The organism is Pseudomonas sp. MWU12-2345 (genome assembly GCF_023242385.1).
GTDB classification, from domain to species: domain Bacteria; phylum Pseudomonadota; class Gammaproteobacteria; order Pseudomonadales; family Pseudomonadaceae; genus Aquipseudomonas; species Aquipseudomonas gingeri_D.
Window position 1 is genome coordinate 1 of sequence record NZ_JALLJA010000030.1, and the last position, 18,674, is coordinate 18,674.

Below are 18,674 nucleotides of genomic sequence, written 5' to 3' on the forward strand. Positions count from 1 at the left end.
GCTGAAATCAAGGAGCAAGGCAGCGAGTTTCGACGTGCAATAGAAACACAAGGCTATGAATTCCGATTGTCGATGGAAAAGCAAGGCCGTCAAACTGACACCGCAATCAAAGCACAGGAAACAGCACTAAACCAAATGGCTGTAAAGCTTGAAAATGCTCTTGAACAGCAAGGTATCAAACTAGAGGCGGCTATCAAAAGCGTCGAGTCAAAATTCAAATACGTGCACTGGCAGCTCGGCGTTATCGTCACTGTTGTCGTGGGTATAGGGATAAAAGTGGCTAATGATTTCCTCATTGGGAAATAGCTTCATGAACCAAAGCTGTACTGCTCTGCCGGCAGGTTTCGGCCTGTGGTTTAAACGCTTTAAGACGTGGGCACTGTCCGCGTTGCTCTGATACACCACACTTTCTGCCCATGCGGGGAACACTCCCCGTCCGGGCGCAGTGTCTCTCCGTTTTGGGCTTTTCTGGAGAGACCCATGAAACTGGATTCACTCACACCGCAACAAGAAGCACTGCTCGACCTACCTGTCGTTTTCACGATTAAGGCTTGGAATGAAAGTGTTTACATAGCAAAGCCACTGAACATCGCCGAACAGGGCTGTCGCCTGACTGCAGTACTTCAGGCCATTCACGAAACCATCATCCAGGAGGCGTGGGACGATGAGCCTTTGTTCTTTGACTTCAGCCACGAATGCTTTCCCTCCACGGGTGAGCGATCAGATCGAGTCCTGTTGGATCTGCGCCTGGTCGTAGATCGGAAGGAAGATGAACTGCATGTGCTGACGCTCATGCTCAGGTATGAGGCCGAGGCACTTGAAAAACGGATTCCTGGAGAGCTCTTTGCTTTCGGTGAAATCGTCATGACCCAGGGCGTAGAGGCGCTTGCTCAACAAGGTCTGTTGGACATAGCGCATTTTCTGGACCGTCATCTCTGTGGTGATTGGGGAGAATTGCCTGGGGCGGACAGACTGAAAAACGAACGGGCGGTGCTGACCGGCGCCAGCTTGTTCTCGCAATACGACGTTGGCGTTGGAGCGGCGAAGGTGCTCTGGATCATCACCTCGGCAGACAGGCAATTCACCTACCTGCTCCTGCCCGTTGAACCCACCCTGCCCCAGTTTGACTGAGGCTAACTGACCGCCTACCCGCCTTTTCAGGCGAGTAGGCGGTTTTTTGCATTCCGAGGCGTGAGGATATTAGCTGGACGTTAGGTGAGGAGAACGAAAATTGCAGTTTGCATGACGTAAGCCTCCATAAGACGTGACTTGAAAAGCCGCTGACTGGCGGCGCGACGGGCCAGTGAAATCGACCCGTTGCTGCCGCATAACGGGCAGCCAGCTATGCTGGGTAACCCACTCACCCAAGGACATAGAATGCTCATTGTCTTCAGCGGCCTTCCAGGTACCGGAAAAACGACTATCGCAAGTGACCTTGCCACCAGAACAAGTGCTGTGTATCTGCGGATCGATACGATTGAGCAGGCTATTCGCGACTCTGGTGCTCTTGCACAAGATGTAGGACGGAGCGGTTACATGGTCGCCAATGAGCTTGCTCTGAGCAATCTTCGTTTTGGCAGCACGGTCATAGTTGACTGTGTTAACCCAGTGTTCGAAAGCCGAAGGGCATGGAGCGATATCGCCACACGCGCTGGTGCTCCATTAGTGAACATCCAAGTGATCTGCTCCGATAAACATGAACATCAGCGCCGGGTAGAAACCAGAAAAATTGATATTCCTGGACTGACTCCACCTACCTGGCAGTCTGTACTGGATCATGAATATGAGGCTTGGGATACCGCTCCGTTTAATATAGACACCGCCCTGACCTCTCCGGCGCAGGCGGTGGCAATGATCACCGAACGTTTTTTATCTAAGGAGTAGCGCTAGCTAAACACCCAAGGTCGCAAAGTGTGTATCCATAGAGGTTTAAAGCCGGCATCTCGATGCCGTGCTCAAAGCACTACGCAAGAGACTGCGCTGATCACTCGGAGCCCCCCCATTACCAGATTTTCTCTATGGGTTGCTGTCGCTCCAGAGCGTGTAAAAATATCAAATTGCCAGCACATTGCTCAGTCTGTTCTGCATTTCCTCCAGGACGGCTTCATGCTCCCAGCGTCGACCCCGCCGTTCCGTGCTCGGTGTGCACTGCGGTTTCATTGCACAGCCCCGGCATTTCGAACTCCAGTAACGGTGCAGCTTCAGGCCTTTTTCAACGTTGCTATCGCGCCAAGTGAGCGCTTCTCCAGCCGGACAGATGTATTCGTTCTTGGTCGTGTCATAAGATGAAGGCATCGTTATTGAAGTGCCCGTCAGCGTCGGATTCGACGTTCGTTACCTGGCGAGCGACGATCAAATGGTGCTGAGTATCAACCGTTGCCGACTGGATGCGGTTGAGATAGCCGTAGATGCAGATCTTCAGCAGGATCGCGGGGTGGTAAGCAGGCCGACCAGAATCTGCCGGTATCGCACCTTCAAAACCCAGCTTGACCAGGTCGAGTTCGTCGACAAAGACGTCGACTATGCGCACCGGATTGGTATCCGTGACGTAATCGTCGAGGCTCTCGGGAAGTAAGGTGCCTTGGCCTCGATGTTCACCTTGGATAAAGCGCTTCGTGGGCGATCCTTGCGATGAAATCCTCAGAAAGCACACTCTGTGCCGAAAGCAGACTCTCAAGATATTGTTATGATCTTCAACATCCACCTAGCGGCCCATTAGCCACTCTTATTGCATGATTGCGCGAAGGCCAGGCTTGAAACCATTGGCCCTAGCTAGCCAAACCACGGACAGACCGAGCAGCGCCAATATCAGCAGTGTTGGGGGGAAAGAGCTCGGCCCCGCATGATCCAGCAACAAGCCTCCAGCGATGCCACCTCCGGCCACTGCCAGATTGAAGATAGTGACCAGCATCGACTGCGCCACATCGGCGCCGTCACCGGCGGTATCGGCAATGGCCGTCTGTAGCAGCGTGGGAGCACCACCGAACGTCAGCCCCCAGATCGCAACGCTGAGGAGCACAATGTTGGGAGAGCTGCTTGCCATTCCCAATACCAGCGCCGACATCGCGAAAACCGCCAGACTAAGAAGCGTCAACACACGCAACCCACGATCCACCCACATTCCTGTGACCCCAATACCGACGATAGAGGCGACACCGAAGACCAGCAGCACGAGGTCTATTCGCTGACCAAGCCCGACGGAGTCCAAAAATGGCGCGATGTAGGTGTAAAGGATGTTGTGCGCAAGTATCCAGACAAAGATCACAAACAGTATCGAGCGCAGACCTGGGGTCAGTAGAATTCTGCAGATCGGCTGGCGCTGACGTTCAGTTTGTCCCGCGTAGTCAGGCACGCCAAACCGCACCCACACGAACAGCAGTAACGCGAGGGCCGACATGATCCAGAACACGCCACGCCAATCAAACAGAGTACCCAGCCAAGTGCCTAGGGGCACGCCGAGACACAAAGCAACGGGTTGACCAATGCCGACCACCGCCAAGGCCCGTCCCTGCAAATCATGGGGCACCATGCGTCGTGCATAACCGGCCAACAGTCCCCATATAACGCCCGCCGCCATTCCGGCAATGAACCGCGCGACCAGAGTCAGCACATAGTGGGAGGACAGTGCCGTCACGGTGTTAAACACCAGCAACCCGCCAATCGCCAGCAGGAACAACGGCCTCCTGCGCCATTTTCGCGTAGCAGCAACGACCGGAATCGCCGCCAGCACCGAGCCTAAGGCATAGAGCGTAACCAACTGACCCGCCATGGCCTGCGAGACGCCAAGCCCCTGCCCGATCAGAGGCAACAGGCCGGCTGGCATAGTTTCCGTCATGATGGTGATGAAGCCAGCCATCGTAAATGCCAACAGTCTCCACACAGGCAGCCTTTGCGCAGAAGACGTTTCATCGAGCCCTGTTGGTATCAATCCATTGTCGCCGTGTATGGTCATCGCTGTATCCCTGATAAAAAATACATTTCCTGTTTCCTGATCGACAGCCTGAGGTTAATTCAGGCCGCAACGGTGGTGCTTTTTTTGATCGTTCAAGGCCTCTTGCAAAATGAACAAAATTGCTTTGAGTTTTATCTGGAATGATCATTCCAGTTCTGGGCAAATAAATTCTGGTCTCTGTCAGACTTTCACTTGAAGCATTACAACACCCGGTCCTGCGTTACAGCGCATCTATCGCGATGTCTACCACATCTAGCAAGCGTTGCCGACGGTTCTGGTGAGCACTGCCTTTACTCAATACTCGCAGGCCCTGAATCGTGTTCACGATAAAGCGTGCGAGCGCGCGAGGCTTCTTGTGCGTGGGGATTTCCCCCTCTGCCTGACCACGGATGAGTGCACGTTCCAAAGCTTTCTCCAGACGCAGGAAGTTGCGGGAGACCAACTCGGCAATGGATTCGTCCTGGCCAGCCAGTTCAAGTGTGGCATTGGCGGCAAGGCAGCCGCGTTGCCTGGTATCACTGAGTTCATCATTCACGATCCTCATCAGTAGTTGCTGGATCAGCCCTTTGACCGGGCCCGATCCCTGAAGCAGCACTACGTTCGAGGCAGTCAGATCGTGATAACGGCGCAGTGCATGCTCGTACAATCCATGCTTGTTCTCAAAGGCGTTGTACAGGCTGCTTCGAGACAATCCGGTACCGTCGACCAGATCCTGTATCGAGGTGGCGCAATAGCCGAGCTGCCAAAAAACCTGCATGGCTGCGTCGACAATCTCGTCATGCTCAAATTCTCTGGTGCGCATCGGACTAACCTTTTTGGAATGACCATTCCAGAAAAGTACTGGCTTCCTTCTCTCTCGTCAAGGGTGGGTTGACCTCACACCTTACTCCGCATCAATGGAGGACGCCGAGAGTACAAATCGACGGAGACCTGAAATCAACTCAGAAACGCCGACTGCAAATGTTGCGACTATTCGTTTTTACACAGCCTCGGTCAGAAGCTGCCATACCAAGCTGACCGTTCTTTCTGGATAGAAAACAGACCTGTTACACAGGGCACAACTGGCGGTTTCGGGTCAGCTCGCCCTCGAACCATTCAAGCTGCATGCATTGTGTTTCAAGGGCTTGAATCTGCGCCTTCAACGCCTGTTTTTTGGTCGCCAGTGCTTGCTGAGCGGCGCCCCAGGGAAAGCTCGCGGTCCACTGCTCCGGTATCAAGGCTTGCAATTCCTTGAGCTTGAAACCCAACTGTTGGGCACACTTGATGAACCTCAGCAACTCGACACTTTGCTCATCGTATAGGCGATAACGACCTTGGCGTCGCGCGACAGGTAGCAGGCCAATGGCCTCGTAGTGGCGGATGGTTTTTACCGTCGTACCTGACAGTTGAGCCGCTTTACCGATGTACATGAACAGTCCATTGTGATGATGTGCAGAGCACCGAAATTACCTGAAAATCCGCTCCCTAGCGACGGGCAATGGCCCGTGCTTGCGCCAACCAGCGCTCCCGCTGCTCCGGCCGGGACTTGATCAGTGGACCGAAGGTAATGGCCTTCACGGGCTTGATGCCACAGAACTCCAGGGTGGTCTTGCGCATTTGATGCACGCCAGGCATGCGATAGACCCAGCGGTAATACCAAGGTGGCGTATCGAGGGTAACCAACAGTTCGGCGCTACGGCCCTTGAGCAGTTGCTCCGGGAACGGCGAATTCTGTCGGTATTTGAAGGCGAAGCCGGGTAGTAATACCCGATCCAGAAAGCCCTTCAAGAGTGCAGGGATCCCGCCCCACCAAATCGGGTAGATGAACACCAGGTGTTGCGCCCAGGCAATGTCGGCCTGGGCCTGCAAAAGATCTGGCTCTAGTGGTTGTGTCGGGTGATAGCCGTCGTGCAGCACCGGGTTGAAGCGTTGCTCGCCCAGCCGTAACAGGCGTACTTCGTGACCTGACTGGAAAGACGATTCAAGGTAAGCATCAGCTAGTGCCGAGCAGAAACTGTTGGCGGAAGGGTGGCCGAGAACGACCAGGGTGCGCTTGCTCATGTGGGGCTCCAGAAGGAATAAGCCCTCAGGGTAAAGTCTGCCCCAGGCAGGAGAGTCAAGCCTTCGATGTTGGAACTAAGAGCGTGCGCACGCTCATCGAGTCGCATCTTTGGCATTGCCTATAGCAACCCCGATACGACACCTCCAGAAGCATCGCGCTTCGCAATCCGCGGCGAGATTCACGAGGCCGTGACGCCGAATGAGTTCGGCGTGCAGGAGATCGTCATGCCTGCCGGTCGCTGTGTCGTAATACGACACGTGGAGTCACCGGATCAGATCGGGGAAGCAATGGCAAAGAGCACTACAACGTATAGGAAATGCCGACTTGCACGGTTCGTGGCGCACCCGGATAGGCATAAACGTTGCCGAACGCGCCTTCTTCGTAGTCGCGATCAAACAGGTTTTTCACGTCGAGATTGAGCCGCACCTGGTCATTGATCTTGTAGAAGCTGAGCAAGTCGACGACGGTGTAACTGCCCATCGAAAACGCGGTGTTGGCGGTTTGGCCTGCGCGCTCGTCGACGTACTTGAGGCCGGTGCCCAGGCCTAGCCCCTTGAGAGTACCGTCCTGGAACTCATACATATTGAGCAGGCTGAAGCTGTTTTTCGGGATGTTCAGCAGGCGCGTGCCAGAGCGCAGCACGTTATCTTTGGTCACCGCTGCATCGACATAGGCGTAGCCGCCGATCAAGCGCCATTCGGGGGTGATGTTGCCGGCGACGTTGACGTCGAAACCGCGGCTGCGCACTTCACCGGCAGCAACGCTGAAGGTCGAATCAACAGGATCGGTGGTCAATACGTTACGTTTCTCGATCTGATAGATCGCCGCATCGACACTCAACTGCCGATCCAGTGCTTCCCACTTGATCCCCATTTCGTGAGACGTGCCCTTCTCCGGCGCAAACCCACCGCCGAGACGGCTTGCGCCAGTGTTGGGCTTGAATGAGCGCGCGGTGTCGGCGTATACCGCTAAAGTCTCGGTCAAATCGTAGGTCAAGCCGATACGCGGGGTCACCGCGTTGTCACTGGCCTGCCAATTCTTGCCGCCCGGCACGTAGGTTTCGTAGTCATGTTCGAAGCGTTCGAAACGAGCGCCTGCCAGTACTTTCAGTTTGTCGGTCAATGCCACCTGATCCTGCACGAACGCGGCATAAGTCTTGAGGTTTTCCTTGTCGTGGGTCGGCGTACGAGTCAGTGCGGGACGCGGCTGGCCGTACACCGGATCGAAGATGTCGATCGGGTACGCATCGACCGCACCACTGGAGCGTTGAATGACCGACTTGTAGTCGTACTCTTCGTACTCGATACCGGTGAGCAAGGTGTGCTGCAAACCACCGATGTCGAAATGGCCAGTCAGATTGAGCTGGGTGTCCTTGTCGGTCCATTCCAGCTTGCGATAGTTGAAGTTGCGTCCCAGAGTGCGGCCGTCAGCGGCAATACCGTTGGCCTCGATCGCGTTGCCCTTGAGCGAACCATCGAGCCACTGGAAGCCGCCGCCCAGCGTCCAGTCGTCGTTGAGCATGTGCTCGAAACGCAGTTGCGCCATGTTGTTGTCGTTATGCAATTTACCAACGTCTTTTTCGCCGAAAAAGCTGTCGCGAGAGGCGATGCCAATCTGCCTGGCGTAACGTGTAACGCCGCGATCCAGCGGCGCGTTGTTACGCATGAAATCGCCTTCGAAAATCAGCTTGGTCGCGTCAGTCGCCTGCCACGTCAGTACCGGCGCGATGCCGTAGCGCTCTGTCTCGACGTGATCGCGGAAGGTGTCGCCGCCCTCGCCCACCAAGTTCAGTCGATAAGCGAGGCGGCCCTCTTCGTCGAGCGGGCCGGAAGCGTCCAGCGTGCCGCGCTTCATGCCCTGATCGTTCAATTGACTGCCCAGGGTGACGGTGCGCTCGGCCAGCGGCTGCTTGGAAACCACGTTGAACGTCCCGCCAGGATCACCACGACCGTAGAGCATGGTTGCCGGGCCGCGCAGCACTTCGAGTCGCTCGATAGTGTTGGCATCCGGCATATTCGGGTAGCCGCGATTGATCGGAAAACCGTTGCGATAAAACTCGCCAGTGGTGAAGCCGCGAACTGTAAACGTGGTCAGGCCCTGCCCGCCGAAATTGTTCGCCCGCCCAACGCCCCCGGCGTAATCCAGCGCATCTTGCAAACGGGTAGCCCCGAGATCCTCGACTGCCTCTTTCGACACCACACTGATCGATTGTGGCGTTTCATGGATAGACGTATCAGTACGCGTGGCGCTGGCCGAGCGTGTTGCCCGATAACCCTGCACCGGGCCGTCCGCCCTTTCGTAATTCGCGGTACCGATGACATCGGTTGCGTCCAGCTCAAGGGTTGAGGGGGTTACATCCGTTTGTTCAGCCCATGAGGAAGACGACAACGCTTGCAGCACACAAATGGAAAGCAGGGTTTGACGCATGGAGAGGAAAACCTTTACGAATAGGTCAATGCAGAGGGTAAAAACGCCAACAACACCCAAGCATGTTATAGCAAACTATTCGCAGTTAAAACTAATTCTCATTATCGATCAGGTATAGTCGTCGAATAACTCACCATTTCATTCGGAGAATGGGCGTTATAGGCTGACAAAGGAGGGTTCGAAGTGAGCCTTGATCTGTGTCTCGGAGCTGATGATGCACTGACGGCTCCGACACTGGGCCTGGCCTTGGAAAAAAGCTGGCACCAGTGAAATCATCATCGCCGATGGTGCTCTAGAGGCTGCTTTTTTGACTCGGTGGCAGTGATGCCATTATCTCAGCACGGCAAGTTTCCAGTATTTCATCCGCGAGAGAGGAGTCATCCGGACACGCCCGTGACAGCATGACAGCACCGATTGCATGGGCTAGCAGGTCGATCATTTTCGCTCGAACCTCTTGCTTCTTCGCATCCAGACCCGCTGTGTACTTTTCCTCGAGTGCTGCAAGCGTGTTTTCAACGCCATTGGCAAAGGTCGCCTTCAAATCATCTGACTGACGGGCGGCGTCACCACACAGGGCGGCCATAGTACAACCCACTCCCCTGCCATCTCTGTGATCCCTCGACACGTACAGATTTACAAATCCCGCCACGTCGAGATCGCTGGTGCTCGAGAGGGATTTTGAAAGGCTGTTTTCAGCCGCTTCGGCCATCAAGTCGGCCTTGGAGCCGAAATGTTTGTAGAAGCCTCCCTGGGTAAAACCGGCAGTCGCCATGAGCTCCGCCACCCCCACACCATCGTAGCCACGCTCACGAAACAGCTCTGACGCTGTGTCCACGATATGAGCCCGGTTGGCAAGTGATTGCGTCTTGGTGATCTTCATTTCGAGCCCCTGCCTCTCCTGAACAATTACCCGAATATACACTGATGTCGGTCATAATCAAAACTGTTGACATTTTTGAGTATGATCGACATCATAAAATCACAGCCGCACGTCCCTGCAGCTGTGCGGCGCAGATCGCCCTCTCTGATCAACGTGTATGGAATCGATATGAACGACAAAAGCTTGTTTGAACCCTACACACTGGGCTCACTGACGCTTTCCAATAGAATTGTAATGGCGCCACTGACGCGAAACCGCGCGGGGACAGGCTTTGTTCCCAGTGAGCACGCTGCAACCTATTACAGTCAGAGAGCGTCGGCAGGCTTGCTGATTTCCGAGGCGTCCCAGATCTCGCAGCAAGGTCAGGGCTATCAAGATACGCCCGGTATCTATACAGAGGCGCAGATAGAGGGCTGGCGAAAAGTCACCGACGCAGTTCATGCCAAAGGCGGACGCATTTTCTTGCAGCTGTGGCATGTCGGGCGCGTATCCCACGTCGACCTTCAGAAAAACGGTGTTGCCCCGGTAGCGCCTTCTGCCCTGCAAGCCGCGACGAAGGTATTCGTCAACAACAGCTTCGCAGATGTCTCAGCCCCCCGAGCCCTGGATATCGAAGAGTTGCCTGGGATCGTCAATGACTTTCGCCAAGCAGCGAAAAACGCCATCGCTGCAGGATTTGACGGCGTAGAGATCCACGGCGCAAACGGCTATTTACTGGATCAATTCCTCAAGGACGGCTCCAACGTTCGCACTGATGCCTACGGTGGCTCGGTTGAAAACCGTGCGCGCTTGCTGCTCGAAGTCACTGCTGCAGTGGTGGACGAGATCGGTGCTGATCGAACAGGCATCCGAATTTCTCCCGTGTCACCTGCCAACGGCGTTTCAAGCAGTGATCCGCAGCAGCAGTTTGATTACGTCGTCGATCAGCTCGATGCCTTGGGCCTGGTTTACCTGCATGTGGTTGAAGGTGCAACTGGCGGGTCGCGCAACGTCGCCCCTTTTGATTTTGGCTCCCTACGCCGGCGCTTCAAAAATACCTACATTGCCAACAACGGCTATGACCTGAATCTAGCGGCATCCCAACTCAAAGATGACAAGGCTGATCTGATCGCCTTCGGACGTCCGTTTATTGGCAACCCCGATTTGGTAGAGCGGCTCAAGAGCAGCGCCACCTTATCCACATTCGACCCGACGACTCTGTATGGCGGCGGTGCAGCGGGCTATATCGACTACCCGACACTTGCCGAATCCAGCTCCGCGCAGGGCTGACCAGTCAGAGGGACTGAATCGCTTTTCGACATCCATTCAAGAGCATCTATTACGGCATTTTCGGATGCCTGAACACCTTCGGCTCGTCTTATAGCGGCACGCTGGGGTGCGCATGTTGCCATCCCATTGAAACCATGAGAACTGAATCATGAAAGCCTTTCTGATCGACCGTTACGGCAAGAGCCATGGACGTATTGCCGAGGTACCGCAACCAGAACCGGGAATCAACGACGTCCTGGTCGAGGTGCATGCCAGCAGCGTCAACCTGCTGGATTTGAAGATCAGCAAAGGTGAATTCAAACTGATCCTGCCGTACAAATTCCCGCTGATCATGGGTAACGACTTAGCCGGCGTCGTCGTTCGCGTGGGGCCAGGCGTGCGCCACTTCAAGCCCGGTGATGAGGTCTATGCCCGCCCGCCCCAGGCGCGTATCGGAGGCTTTGCCGAGCTGATCGCGGTTGAGGAAAGTGCCCTCGCACTGAAACCCAAAAATACCACCATGGAGGAAGCAGCTTCCCTGCCCTTGGTTGCGCTGACTGCCTGGCAGGTGCTGGTTGAAACAGCACAATTGAAGAAGGGGCAAAAGGTCTTTATCCACGCGGGTTCCGGCGGAGTCGGCACAGTTGCCATCCAGCTTGCAAAACACCTGGGCGCCTTCGTTGCGACGACGACCAGCACCCGTAACGTGGATTGGGTCAAGGCGTTGGGAGCAGACGTAGTCATCGACTACAAGCAGCAAAACTTCGAAGAAGTTTTGCGCGATTACGACGTTGTATTGAACAGCCTCGGTCCTGTCGAGCTGGAAAAATCACTGAGCATTCTCAAGCCTGGTGGCCAGCTTATCTCCATCTCCGGGCCACCGACGGCAGCGTTCGCAAAAGAACAAAAGCTGTTCTGGGGACTGGGTTGGGTAATGCGTCTGTTGAGCAGCGGCATACGCAGAAAAGCCCGCCAAAAGAACGTCAGATATGCGTTCGTGTTTATGCGCGCGAGCGGCGCTCAATTAGAGAAAATCACGGCGCTTGTCGAGTCCGGAGTTATCAAACCTGTGATCGACCGAACCGTCCCTTTCGAGTCAACGGCTGAGGCCTTGAGTTATGTGGAACGAGGCAGAGCCAAAGGCAAGGTGGTCATCAAACTCATATGACGACAACTGGCACTCGATCACTGAAGCTCAGGACGAGGGTCAGACGTATGCGAGCGGGCTATCGCCGATAGCGACTCACGGACACACTGGAGTATCAAATGAAAACATCTTCCGAAAGAACCGCGATAGTGACCGGTGCATCATCCGGTATTGGTCAAGCTACTGCTGAGGCTCTGGTGCGTGCAGGGTATAGGGTATTTGGCACGAGTCGGAAGGCGAGTGCCAGTCCAACGCAGGTGTCCATGCTCACTTGCGATGTGACAGACGATGACTCTGTCAATGCTCTCGTTTCTACTGTGCTCGCGCAGACCGGGCGGATCGACCTTTTGGTCAATAATGCGGGTGTAGGTCTGCTTGGTGGTGCAGAGGAATTCTCGGTCTCGCAGGTGCAGGCATTGTTCGATGTCAATTTGTTTGGCGTCATCCGGATGACCAATGCGGTATTACCGTCGATGCGGGAGCATAGCCAAGGCCGCATCATCAATATCGGATCGATTCTAGGGTTGGTACCCGCGCCCTACTCTGCCCATTATTCGGCGGTCAAGCATGCTCTGGAAGGTTATTCGGAATCTCTCGATCACGAGGTACGTGCCTTCGATATTCGCGTCTCGGTCATCGAGCCCGCATTCGTGCGTACCGTCTTCGATCAAAACGGCATTGAGCCGGACTCGCAGTTGAAGGAGTACGATCAGGCTCGAGCCGGGTTCAGGGCATTGCTAGGCGAGGTGATGCCGAAAGCCGACCGTCCAGAAGTCGTGGCGGCGGTAGTCGTGAAAGCGGCGACCGATGTCCGCCCCCACCATCGCTACACTGCCGGGAAGACAGCACAACAAATCAGTTTGTTGCGCCGCTTTGCCCCCGCAGGATTCTTCGACAGGACCTTACGTAAGCAATTCCGCCTTCCGGTCTGAACCACAAGGCGTGCGTTCGCCCAGGCAAGGCATAGGGTCATGATGAGTTTCTTTCCAAACCGGACGCTCACTTCCGGTGCAGCCTAAACTGCCGCACCGTTGCTGGCTTAAGCACTGACTCATTAAGCCTGACGAAGCGCCCATCTTCACGTCGACTTAATAAACCTGGCAACGTCAATTCCGGCGCAAAAGCGTATTCGGCGCCACACCAAACGCTTTGCGAAACGCATGGCTGAAATGGGAGAAATCAGAAAACCCGAAGTCCAGCGCCGCCTGGGACACGCTGCGTACCTGGCCGCGTTCAATCGCTTCACGGCTGGCGTTCAGGCGCTCTTTCCAAATTTCCGCAACGGGGGTTTTCTGGTAGCGCGCGAACGCCCGCGTAACGGTTCGGGTGGATACATTGTGGGCCTGGGCGATGACCTCAATCGACAGGTCCGGCTCGGTCAAATGCCGTTGGATGTACTTCATGATGCGGCCGTAGAGGTCCAGCTCTTGGTGGGTGGTGTTGAGGTCCTGGAGTTCCAGGCTGATCACAAGCAGGTCGATCAATGCCGCTGAATAACGCTTGGCGATGTGCTCATCCTGCAACGATACCGGCGTGCTTGCGGCCTGACGCAGCATCTCACGCAAGGGAATTACGCCGGGGCGCCGGTCGTCGAGGACCATCGCGGTGTATTCCGCGATACGCGGTAGCCGCTCGGTGAGCAAGGCTCGCGGAATACGGACCAGGTGGTTTTCGGTACCACCGAAGCTGAAGCGAAACGCCTGAGTTGCGTCATAAAGAAACAGATTCCCAGCCGCCAGACTGGCTTTTCTCGCGCCTTGCTCAATCTGGCCATGACCATTTAGAGCGAAACCCAACCATAAATCTTCGGCCGGACCACTGCGCAGGTGCCGCTCGGAACGTTCCCAGTAATGCAGTGGCGATGACAGCGAACAGAGGTCCAGATCGCCTACGGTATTGACGGCAAGCGCGCCGTCGAAATTGCTCTGGGACAAGGGTTTGCTATCGGCCGCCAGGCAATGACGGCAGACCACTTCTTTCCAATAATCAAAGCGACGTGGTGCAGGAACGGCAAGGGTCGAATACTGAGTGCTTGGGTTCATAGCACGGACCTCGGTACAGCGATGCGGTAAGAACTCGAGAAGGTGTAACGGGTTTGTCACCGAGAGCAATTAATAGGCCAAGCGCACTCACGGGCATCTTTGAGGGGGCAACGGCGGGTTTTCATCGAGGTTGTCTCCACGTCGGCAAGGCTTTTGACGCCCTCGCCATCCCCATTTAGAGGCACAAAACGCGAACTTCGGCACCGGCGCACCAACGCCGGTCATGGGTGGACCGTCAGCCCAGCGCTGTCTTTTCCAACCAAACGGTTGTCCCGACGAACCAAGCGCTCCCTCACCGTCCAGCCTAATTTCCACCTCACAGCAGCTCATACCCCCCTGATGAGGCACGCCATGCATCGACCGTCTTCACAACGATTGGCTGATTGCTCCTGGTTTCTGCAAAGGCGCGACCTTGTGCCTGAAGAGTCGGCTTATTGGTTGATTGAATGGGGAGCCATGAGGCTGCTGTACCGACGACAGATCGCCAAGCGCGACCAGCCGCTGACGCGCTGACGCCCACCCGTAGGCCTGAACGAAAATAACGAGGAGTTCAAGATGGAATCTGCAATCGACACACATCTCAAATGCCCACGCACCCTGTCTCGCCGCGTGCCTGAAGAGTACCAGCCGCCCTTTCCGATGTGGGTTGCACGCGCCGACGAGCAGTTGCAACAAGTGGTGATGGCTTACCTTGGTGTGCAGTATCGAGGCGAGGCACAGCGCGACGCCGCGCTGCAGGCCATGCGTCACATCGTCGGCAGTTTCAGCCTGGCCGATGGCCCGCAGATCCATGATTTGACCCACCACACCGACAACAGCGGCTTTGATAATTTGATTGTGGTCGCGTACTGGAAAGACCCTGCCGCCCACTGTCGCTGGTTACGCTCGCCTGAGGTAAACGACTGGTGGGCTTCACCGGATCGCCTCAATGATGGTCTTGGCTATTTCCGCGAAATCACCGCACCGCGCGCCGAGCAGTTCGAGACGTTGTACGCCTTCCGGGACAATCTGCCCGGTGTCGGCGCGGTCATGGATGCGACCAGTGACGAGATCGAAGAGCACGGTTACTGGGGATCGATGCGCGACCGCTTCCCGATCTCCCAGACCGACTGGATGAAGCCTACGAGCGAGCTGCAAGTGATCGTGGGTGACCCTGCCCGGGGCGGACGGGTCGTGGTCCTGGGGCATGACAACCTCACGCTGATTCGTTCAGGCCAGGACTGGGCGGATGCCGAGGCGGACGAACGCTCGCTGTACCTCGACGAAATTTTGCCGACCTTGCAGGACGGCATGGACTTCCTTCGTGACAATGGCCAACCGTTGGGCTGCTACAGCAACCGGTTCGTGCGCAATATCGACCTGGACGGCAACTTTCTCGACGTCAGCTACAACATCGGCCACTGGCGCTCGGTGGAGAAACTCGAACGCTGGGCCGAATCCCATCCTACCCACCTGCGTATTTTCGTGACGTTCTTCCGCGTGGCCGCGGGTTTGAAAAAGTTACGGCTGTACCACGAAGTGTCGGTGTCGGACGCCAAGAGCCAGATCTTCGAGTACATCAACTGCCATCCGCACACCGGAATGCTGCGGGATGCCGTTGCCGCGCCGGCCTGACACTCAACACCGACAAATGCGGCTTGGATGAGGATGCTCCTTGTCCCTGTCTGCCCCTGGATTCACGCCATCACTTTTTGGTCCCTCATCTCTAGCGCATGGGGTAGGGGCCACTTTTTGCCAGGAATTTGATCATGAAATTGAGTCGAATAGTGCTTGTGCTGGGAATGTTGCCATTTGTCAAAAGCCAGGCCCTTGAAGTAGCGCCGGGGGATTTCGAGCCGCTGCCCGCCGGGGCCAATGCCATGTTGTTCTACTACCAACACGCGCAACGGTCTGACCTTTATCAAGACGGCCATAGAACCTCCGATAACGCCAAGCTCAGCTCAGATGTGGGCATCCTGCGTTACATCCACGCCATAGGCCTTTGCGAGAACCTTTCATGGGAACCGCAGATATTGCTGCCGTTCGGCTACATGAACGCCTCGGGCGATGCCGGGGCGCTGGGCGACACCCATGGCGTGGGCGACCCGATTCTCACCGCGCCTCTCAAGTGGACATTACCCACCGCGAACAAAGATGTGTTCGCCCTCGCCCCCTATCTGTACATCCCCATCGGCAGCTACAACAAAAATGATGCCTTGAACCTGGGCGAGAACCGCTGGCGGGCGACGTTACAAGCGGCCTACATCCATCACTTTTCCGCGCAATGGGCGTTGGACACCGTCGCGGACGTGTCCTGGGTATCGACCAATAATGACTACGGCGCCACAAGCGCGAAACTCGAAGAAAACACCCGGTACGAATACCAGGCCGCCGTGCGCTACAACTGGTCGCCCAGCACCACGTTCGCATTCGGCGGGGGCTACGTCACCGGGGCCGCGACCACCGTGGACGGCGTTGACCAGCACGACGGTGTCTCGACGTCCTACGCACGTTTTACCGTCACTCACTTTGTCGATCCAACGCTGCAACTCCAGGCTCAACTCGGCAAGGACATCGAGGTAGAGCAAGGCTTCAAGGAAGGTGCACGTCTGAATCTGCGCGTCTTGAAAGTCTTCTGAATCCCGATGTCCTTTTCAACCAAGTGAGTGTCCTGCTCAACCATGCGCAGACGGCGATAGATGCCTAATTTGGGCCCCATTGCCACCGGATTGAATTGATAAGAAGACAGGAAAACCATGGCCATTATTCGTCCCACGCTTGATCAGCTTTTAGCCATCGCGAGTCAGTTGAACATGCAACTGACGCCCGAGCAGGCCGCGTCCTACCTGGATCTGATGCAACCGAGTTTCGATGCATACGACCTGGTCGACGAACTGTGCGATTTCGTTCCCCCCATTCGCTACGACCGCAGTTCAGGCTATCGCCCCTCGGACAAGGAAAACCCGCTGAACGCCTGGTACTACCGGACTGAAGTGAATGGCGCCCGTGAGGGCCTGCTGGCCGGCAAAACCGTGGCGCTCAAAGACAACATCGCCTTGGCCAGCGTCCCGATGATGAACGGCGCTGCGCCTTTGGAAGGCTTTGTACCGGGGTTTGATGCCACCGTGGTCACGCGGTTGCTCGATGCCGGTGCAATCATCCTCGGTAAAGCTACCTGCGAGCACTACTGCCTTTCGGGGGGCAGCCACACCTCTGATCCTGCCCCAGTGCACAACCCACATCGCCAGGGTTATGCCGCGGGCGGCTCTTCGTCGGGCAGTGCGGCATTGGTCGCCGCCGGCGAGGTGGACATCGCCGTGGGCGGCGATCAAGGCGGATCCATACGAATCCCATCGTCGTTCTGCGGTACCTACGGCATGAAGCCGACCCATGGCTTGGTGCCCTACACCGGCATCATGGCGATTGAAGCCACGATCGATCATGTCGGCCCCATTACCGCCAACGTGCGCGACAACGCGCTGATGCTGCAGGCCCTGGCCGGTTCGGATGGACTCGACCCACGCCAGGCGGCGCCGCAGGTCGATGACTATTGCAGCTACCTGGCACGGGGGCTGGGCGGGCTCAGAATCGGTGTGCTGCAGGAGGGGTTCGCGCTGGCCAACCAGGATCCCCGCGTGGCAGACAAGGTGCGCGAAGCCATCGCCCGTCTCGAGGCGTTGGGCGCGCATGTCGAGCCGGTGTCCATTCCCGAACACAACCTGGCGGGGTCGTTGTGGCACCCCATTGGCTGCGAAGGTTTGACCATGCAGATGATGCATGGCAACGGCGCGGGCTTTAACTGGAAAGGACTTTACGACGTCGGCCTGCTGGACAAACAAGCCGGCTGGCGCGAGCAGGCTGACCAATTATCCGCGTCGCTCAAACTGTGCATGTTCGTCGGCCAATACGGCCTGACGCACTACAACGGCCGTTATTACGCCAAGGCCCAAAACCTCGCACGCTTTGCCCGGCAAGGCTATGACAAGGCACTGCAGACCTATGACCTGCTGGTGATGCCGACCACGCCCATCACGGCCCAACCCCACCCGGCAGCGGATTGCTCGATCACTGAGTATGTAATGCGCGCGCTGGAAATGATCGGCAATACCGCCGCGCAGGACATCACCGGGCATCCCGCCATGTCGATTCCGTGCGGTCTGGTGGACGGCCTGCCCGTCGGGCTGATGCTGGTCGCCAGGCACTATGCCGAAGGCACGATCTACCAGGCCGCGGCGGCGTTTGAAGCCGCGGTGGACTGGCGCACGCTCTGAGTCTCTTACCTGAAGAAAATAAGAAAGGCCGGCACGTTTCAATCACTCCACAACCGCGTTGACTGATAGGAGATACCCAATGAGTCCATCTACTTCCACAACTGCGACCACTTCAACGCCCGGTGAGCGGGCATGGGCATTGTTTCAAGTCCTCAAGAGCAAGGCACTCATCCCAGAGGGCTACGTCGAGCAACTCACGCAATTGATGGAGCACGGCTGGAGCCCGGAGAACGGCGCTCGTGTGGTCGCCAAGGCCTGGGTCGATCCGCAGTTCCGGGCGCTGTTGCTCAAGGACGGCACGGCCGCCTGTGCCCAGTTCGGCTATACCGGCCCCCAGGGCGAGTACATCGTCGCCCTGGAAGATACGTCGGGGGTCAAGAACGTCATTGTCTGCAGCCTGTGCTCCTGCACCAACTGGCCTGTCCTCGGCCTGCCACCTGAGTGGTACAAGGGCTTTGAATTTCGTGCGCGGCTGGTCCGGGAGGGGCGCACGGTCCTGCGCGAGCTGGGGACGGAGTTGCCGAGCGACGTGGTGGTCAAGGTCTGGGACACCAGCGCCGAAAGCCGCTACCTGGTCTTGCCGGTAAGGCCTGAAGGCTCCGAGCACATGAGTGAAGAGCAGCTGCAGAAGCTGGTGACGAAAGACGTGCTGATTGGTGTCGCCCTGCCCCGCGTTGACTGAGAAAA

General features: G+C 56.6%; 17 protein-coding genes and 2 pseudogenes. 11 read left to right on the forward strand and 8 right to left on the reverse strand.

The features are described 5' to 3' along the window. The 3 genes from M5C71_RS32305 to M5C71_RS32315 all read left to right on the forward strand — a co-directional run. On the forward strand, positions 1-306 hold a 306-nt coding region (locus M5C71_RS32305; RefSeq protein ID WP_248769599.1), incomplete at its 5' end, for a hypothetical protein. Between the two features lie 174 nt (positions 307-480). Further along, positions 481-1,131 (forward strand): hypothetical protein, encoded by a 651-nt coding sequence (locus M5C71_RS32310; protein ID WP_248747300.1) that lies wholly within the window; start codon positions 481-483, stop codon positions 1,129-1,131. Between the two features lie 246 nt (positions 1,132-1,377). After that, a complete protein-coding gene (locus M5C71_RS32315; protein WP_248769600.1) occupies positions 1,378-1,884 on the forward strand; it encodes an AAA family ATPase in 507 nt (168 codons plus the stop codon). Positions 1,885-2,070: 186 nt separating this feature from the next. Here M5C71_RS32315 and M5C71_RS32320 read toward each other — a convergent pair. The 5 genes and pseudogenes from M5C71_RS32320 to M5C71_RS32340 all read right to left on the reverse strand — a co-directional run. Further along, positions 2,071-2,638 (reverse strand): annotated as a pseudogene (locus M5C71_RS32320) (transposase); the annotation flags it as partial. An 87-nt stretch (positions 2,639-2,725) separates the two neighbouring features. After that, the gene (locus M5C71_RS32325; RefSeq protein WP_248769601.1) at positions 2,726-3,952 is read right to left on the reverse strand and encodes an MFS transporter; all 1,227 of its coding nucleotides are present in this window, start codon (positions 3,950-3,952) and stop codon (positions 2,726-2,728) included. A gap of 220 nt (positions 3,953-4,172) precedes the next feature. After that, positions 4,173-4,754: a TetR/AcrR family transcriptional regulator gene (locus M5C71_RS32330; protein ID WP_152742328.1), complete on the reverse strand. Its 582-nt coding sequence runs from the start codon at positions 4,752-4,754 to the stop codon at positions 4,173-4,175. 244 nt (positions 4,755-4,998) lie between these two features. Beyond that, a complete protein-coding gene (locus M5C71_RS32335) occupies positions 4,999-5,361 on the reverse strand; it encodes a MerR family transcriptional regulator (protein ID WP_248769602.1) in 363 nt (120 codons plus the stop codon). Positions 5,362-5,416: 55 nt separating this feature from the next. Then, the gene (locus M5C71_RS32340) at positions 5,417-5,992 is read right to left on the reverse strand and encodes an NAD(P)H-dependent oxidoreductase (protein ID WP_152742326.1); all 576 of its coding nucleotides are present in this window, start codon (positions 5,990-5,992) and stop codon (positions 5,417-5,419) included. Positions 5,993-6,085: 93 nt separating this feature from the next. On the opposite strand from M5C71_RS32340, the pseudogene M5C71_RS32345 reads away from it, so the two are divergent. Further along, positions 6,086-6,283, forward strand: a pseudogene (locus M5C71_RS32345) (GyrI-like domain-containing protein); the annotation flags it as partial. Positions 6,284-6,293: 10 nt separating this feature from the next. Here M5C71_RS32345 and M5C71_RS32350 read toward each other — a convergent pair. Further along, positions 6,294-8,420, reverse strand: a complete 2,127-nt coding sequence (locus tag M5C71_RS32350; protein WP_248769618.1) for a TonB-dependent siderophore receptor — start codon at positions 8,418-8,420, stop codon at positions 6,294-6,296. A 292-nt stretch (positions 8,421-8,712) separates the two neighbouring features. After that, positions 8,713-9,300 (reverse strand): TetR/AcrR family transcriptional regulator, encoded by a 588-nt coding sequence (locus M5C71_RS32355; protein WP_248769603.1) that lies wholly within the window; start codon positions 9,298-9,300, stop codon positions 8,713-8,715. 168 nt (positions 9,301-9,468) lie between these two features. Here M5C71_RS32355 and M5C71_RS32360 point away from each other — a divergent pair, with 168 nt between their 5' ends. From M5C71_RS32360 to M5C71_RS32370, 3 genes are all read left to right on the forward strand, one after another. Next, the gene (locus tag M5C71_RS32360) at positions 9,469-10,569 is read left to right on the forward strand and encodes an alkene reductase (protein ID WP_248769604.1); all 1,101 of its coding nucleotides are present in this window, start codon (positions 9,469-9,471) and stop codon (positions 10,567-10,569) included. A gap of 148 nt (positions 10,570-10,717) precedes the next feature. Further along, positions 10,718-11,716 (forward strand): NADP-dependent oxidoreductase, encoded by a 999-nt coding sequence (locus M5C71_RS32365; protein WP_248769605.1) that lies wholly within the window; start codon positions 10,718-10,720, stop codon positions 11,714-11,716. A gap of 98 nt (positions 11,717-11,814) precedes the next feature. Then, positions 11,815-12,627: an oxidoreductase gene (locus M5C71_RS32370; protein ID WP_248769606.1), complete on the forward strand. Its 813-nt coding sequence runs from the start codon at positions 11,815-11,817 to the stop codon at positions 12,625-12,627. A gap of 174 nt (positions 12,628-12,801) precedes the next feature. On the opposite strand, the gene M5C71_RS32375 is transcribed toward M5C71_RS32370, so the two are convergent. After that, positions 12,802-13,737, reverse strand: a complete 936-nt coding sequence (locus tag M5C71_RS32375) for a helix-turn-helix domain-containing protein (RefSeq protein WP_103497500.1) — start codon at positions 13,735-13,737, stop codon at positions 12,802-12,804. Positions 13,738-14,292: 555 nt separating this feature from the next. On the opposite strand from M5C71_RS32375, the gene M5C71_RS32380 reads away from it, so the two are divergent. From M5C71_RS32380 to nthA, 4 genes are all read left to right on the forward strand, one after another. Next, on the forward strand, positions 14,293-15,351 hold the full coding sequence (locus M5C71_RS32380) for a phenylacetaldoxime dehydratase family protein (protein ID WP_103497501.1): 1,059 nt from the start codon (positions 14,293-14,295) through the stop codon (positions 15,349-15,351). A 134-nt stretch (positions 15,352-15,485) separates the two neighbouring features. Next, positions 15,486-16,355: a transporter gene (locus M5C71_RS32385; protein WP_248769607.1), complete on the forward strand. Its 870-nt coding sequence runs from the start codon at positions 15,486-15,488 to the stop codon at positions 16,353-16,355. Between the two features lie 117 nt (positions 16,356-16,472). Next, a complete protein-coding gene (locus tag M5C71_RS32390) occupies positions 16,473-17,987 on the forward strand; it encodes an amidase (RefSeq protein WP_248769608.1) in 1,515 nt (504 codons plus the stop codon). Between the two features lie 79 nt (positions 17,988-18,066). Then, entirely contained in the window at positions 18,067-18,669 is a 603-nt protein-coding gene (gene nthA / locus M5C71_RS32395; RefSeq protein ID WP_248769609.1) for a nitrile hydratase subunit alpha, read from the forward strand. Positions 18,670-18,674: the final 5 nt, after the last annotated feature.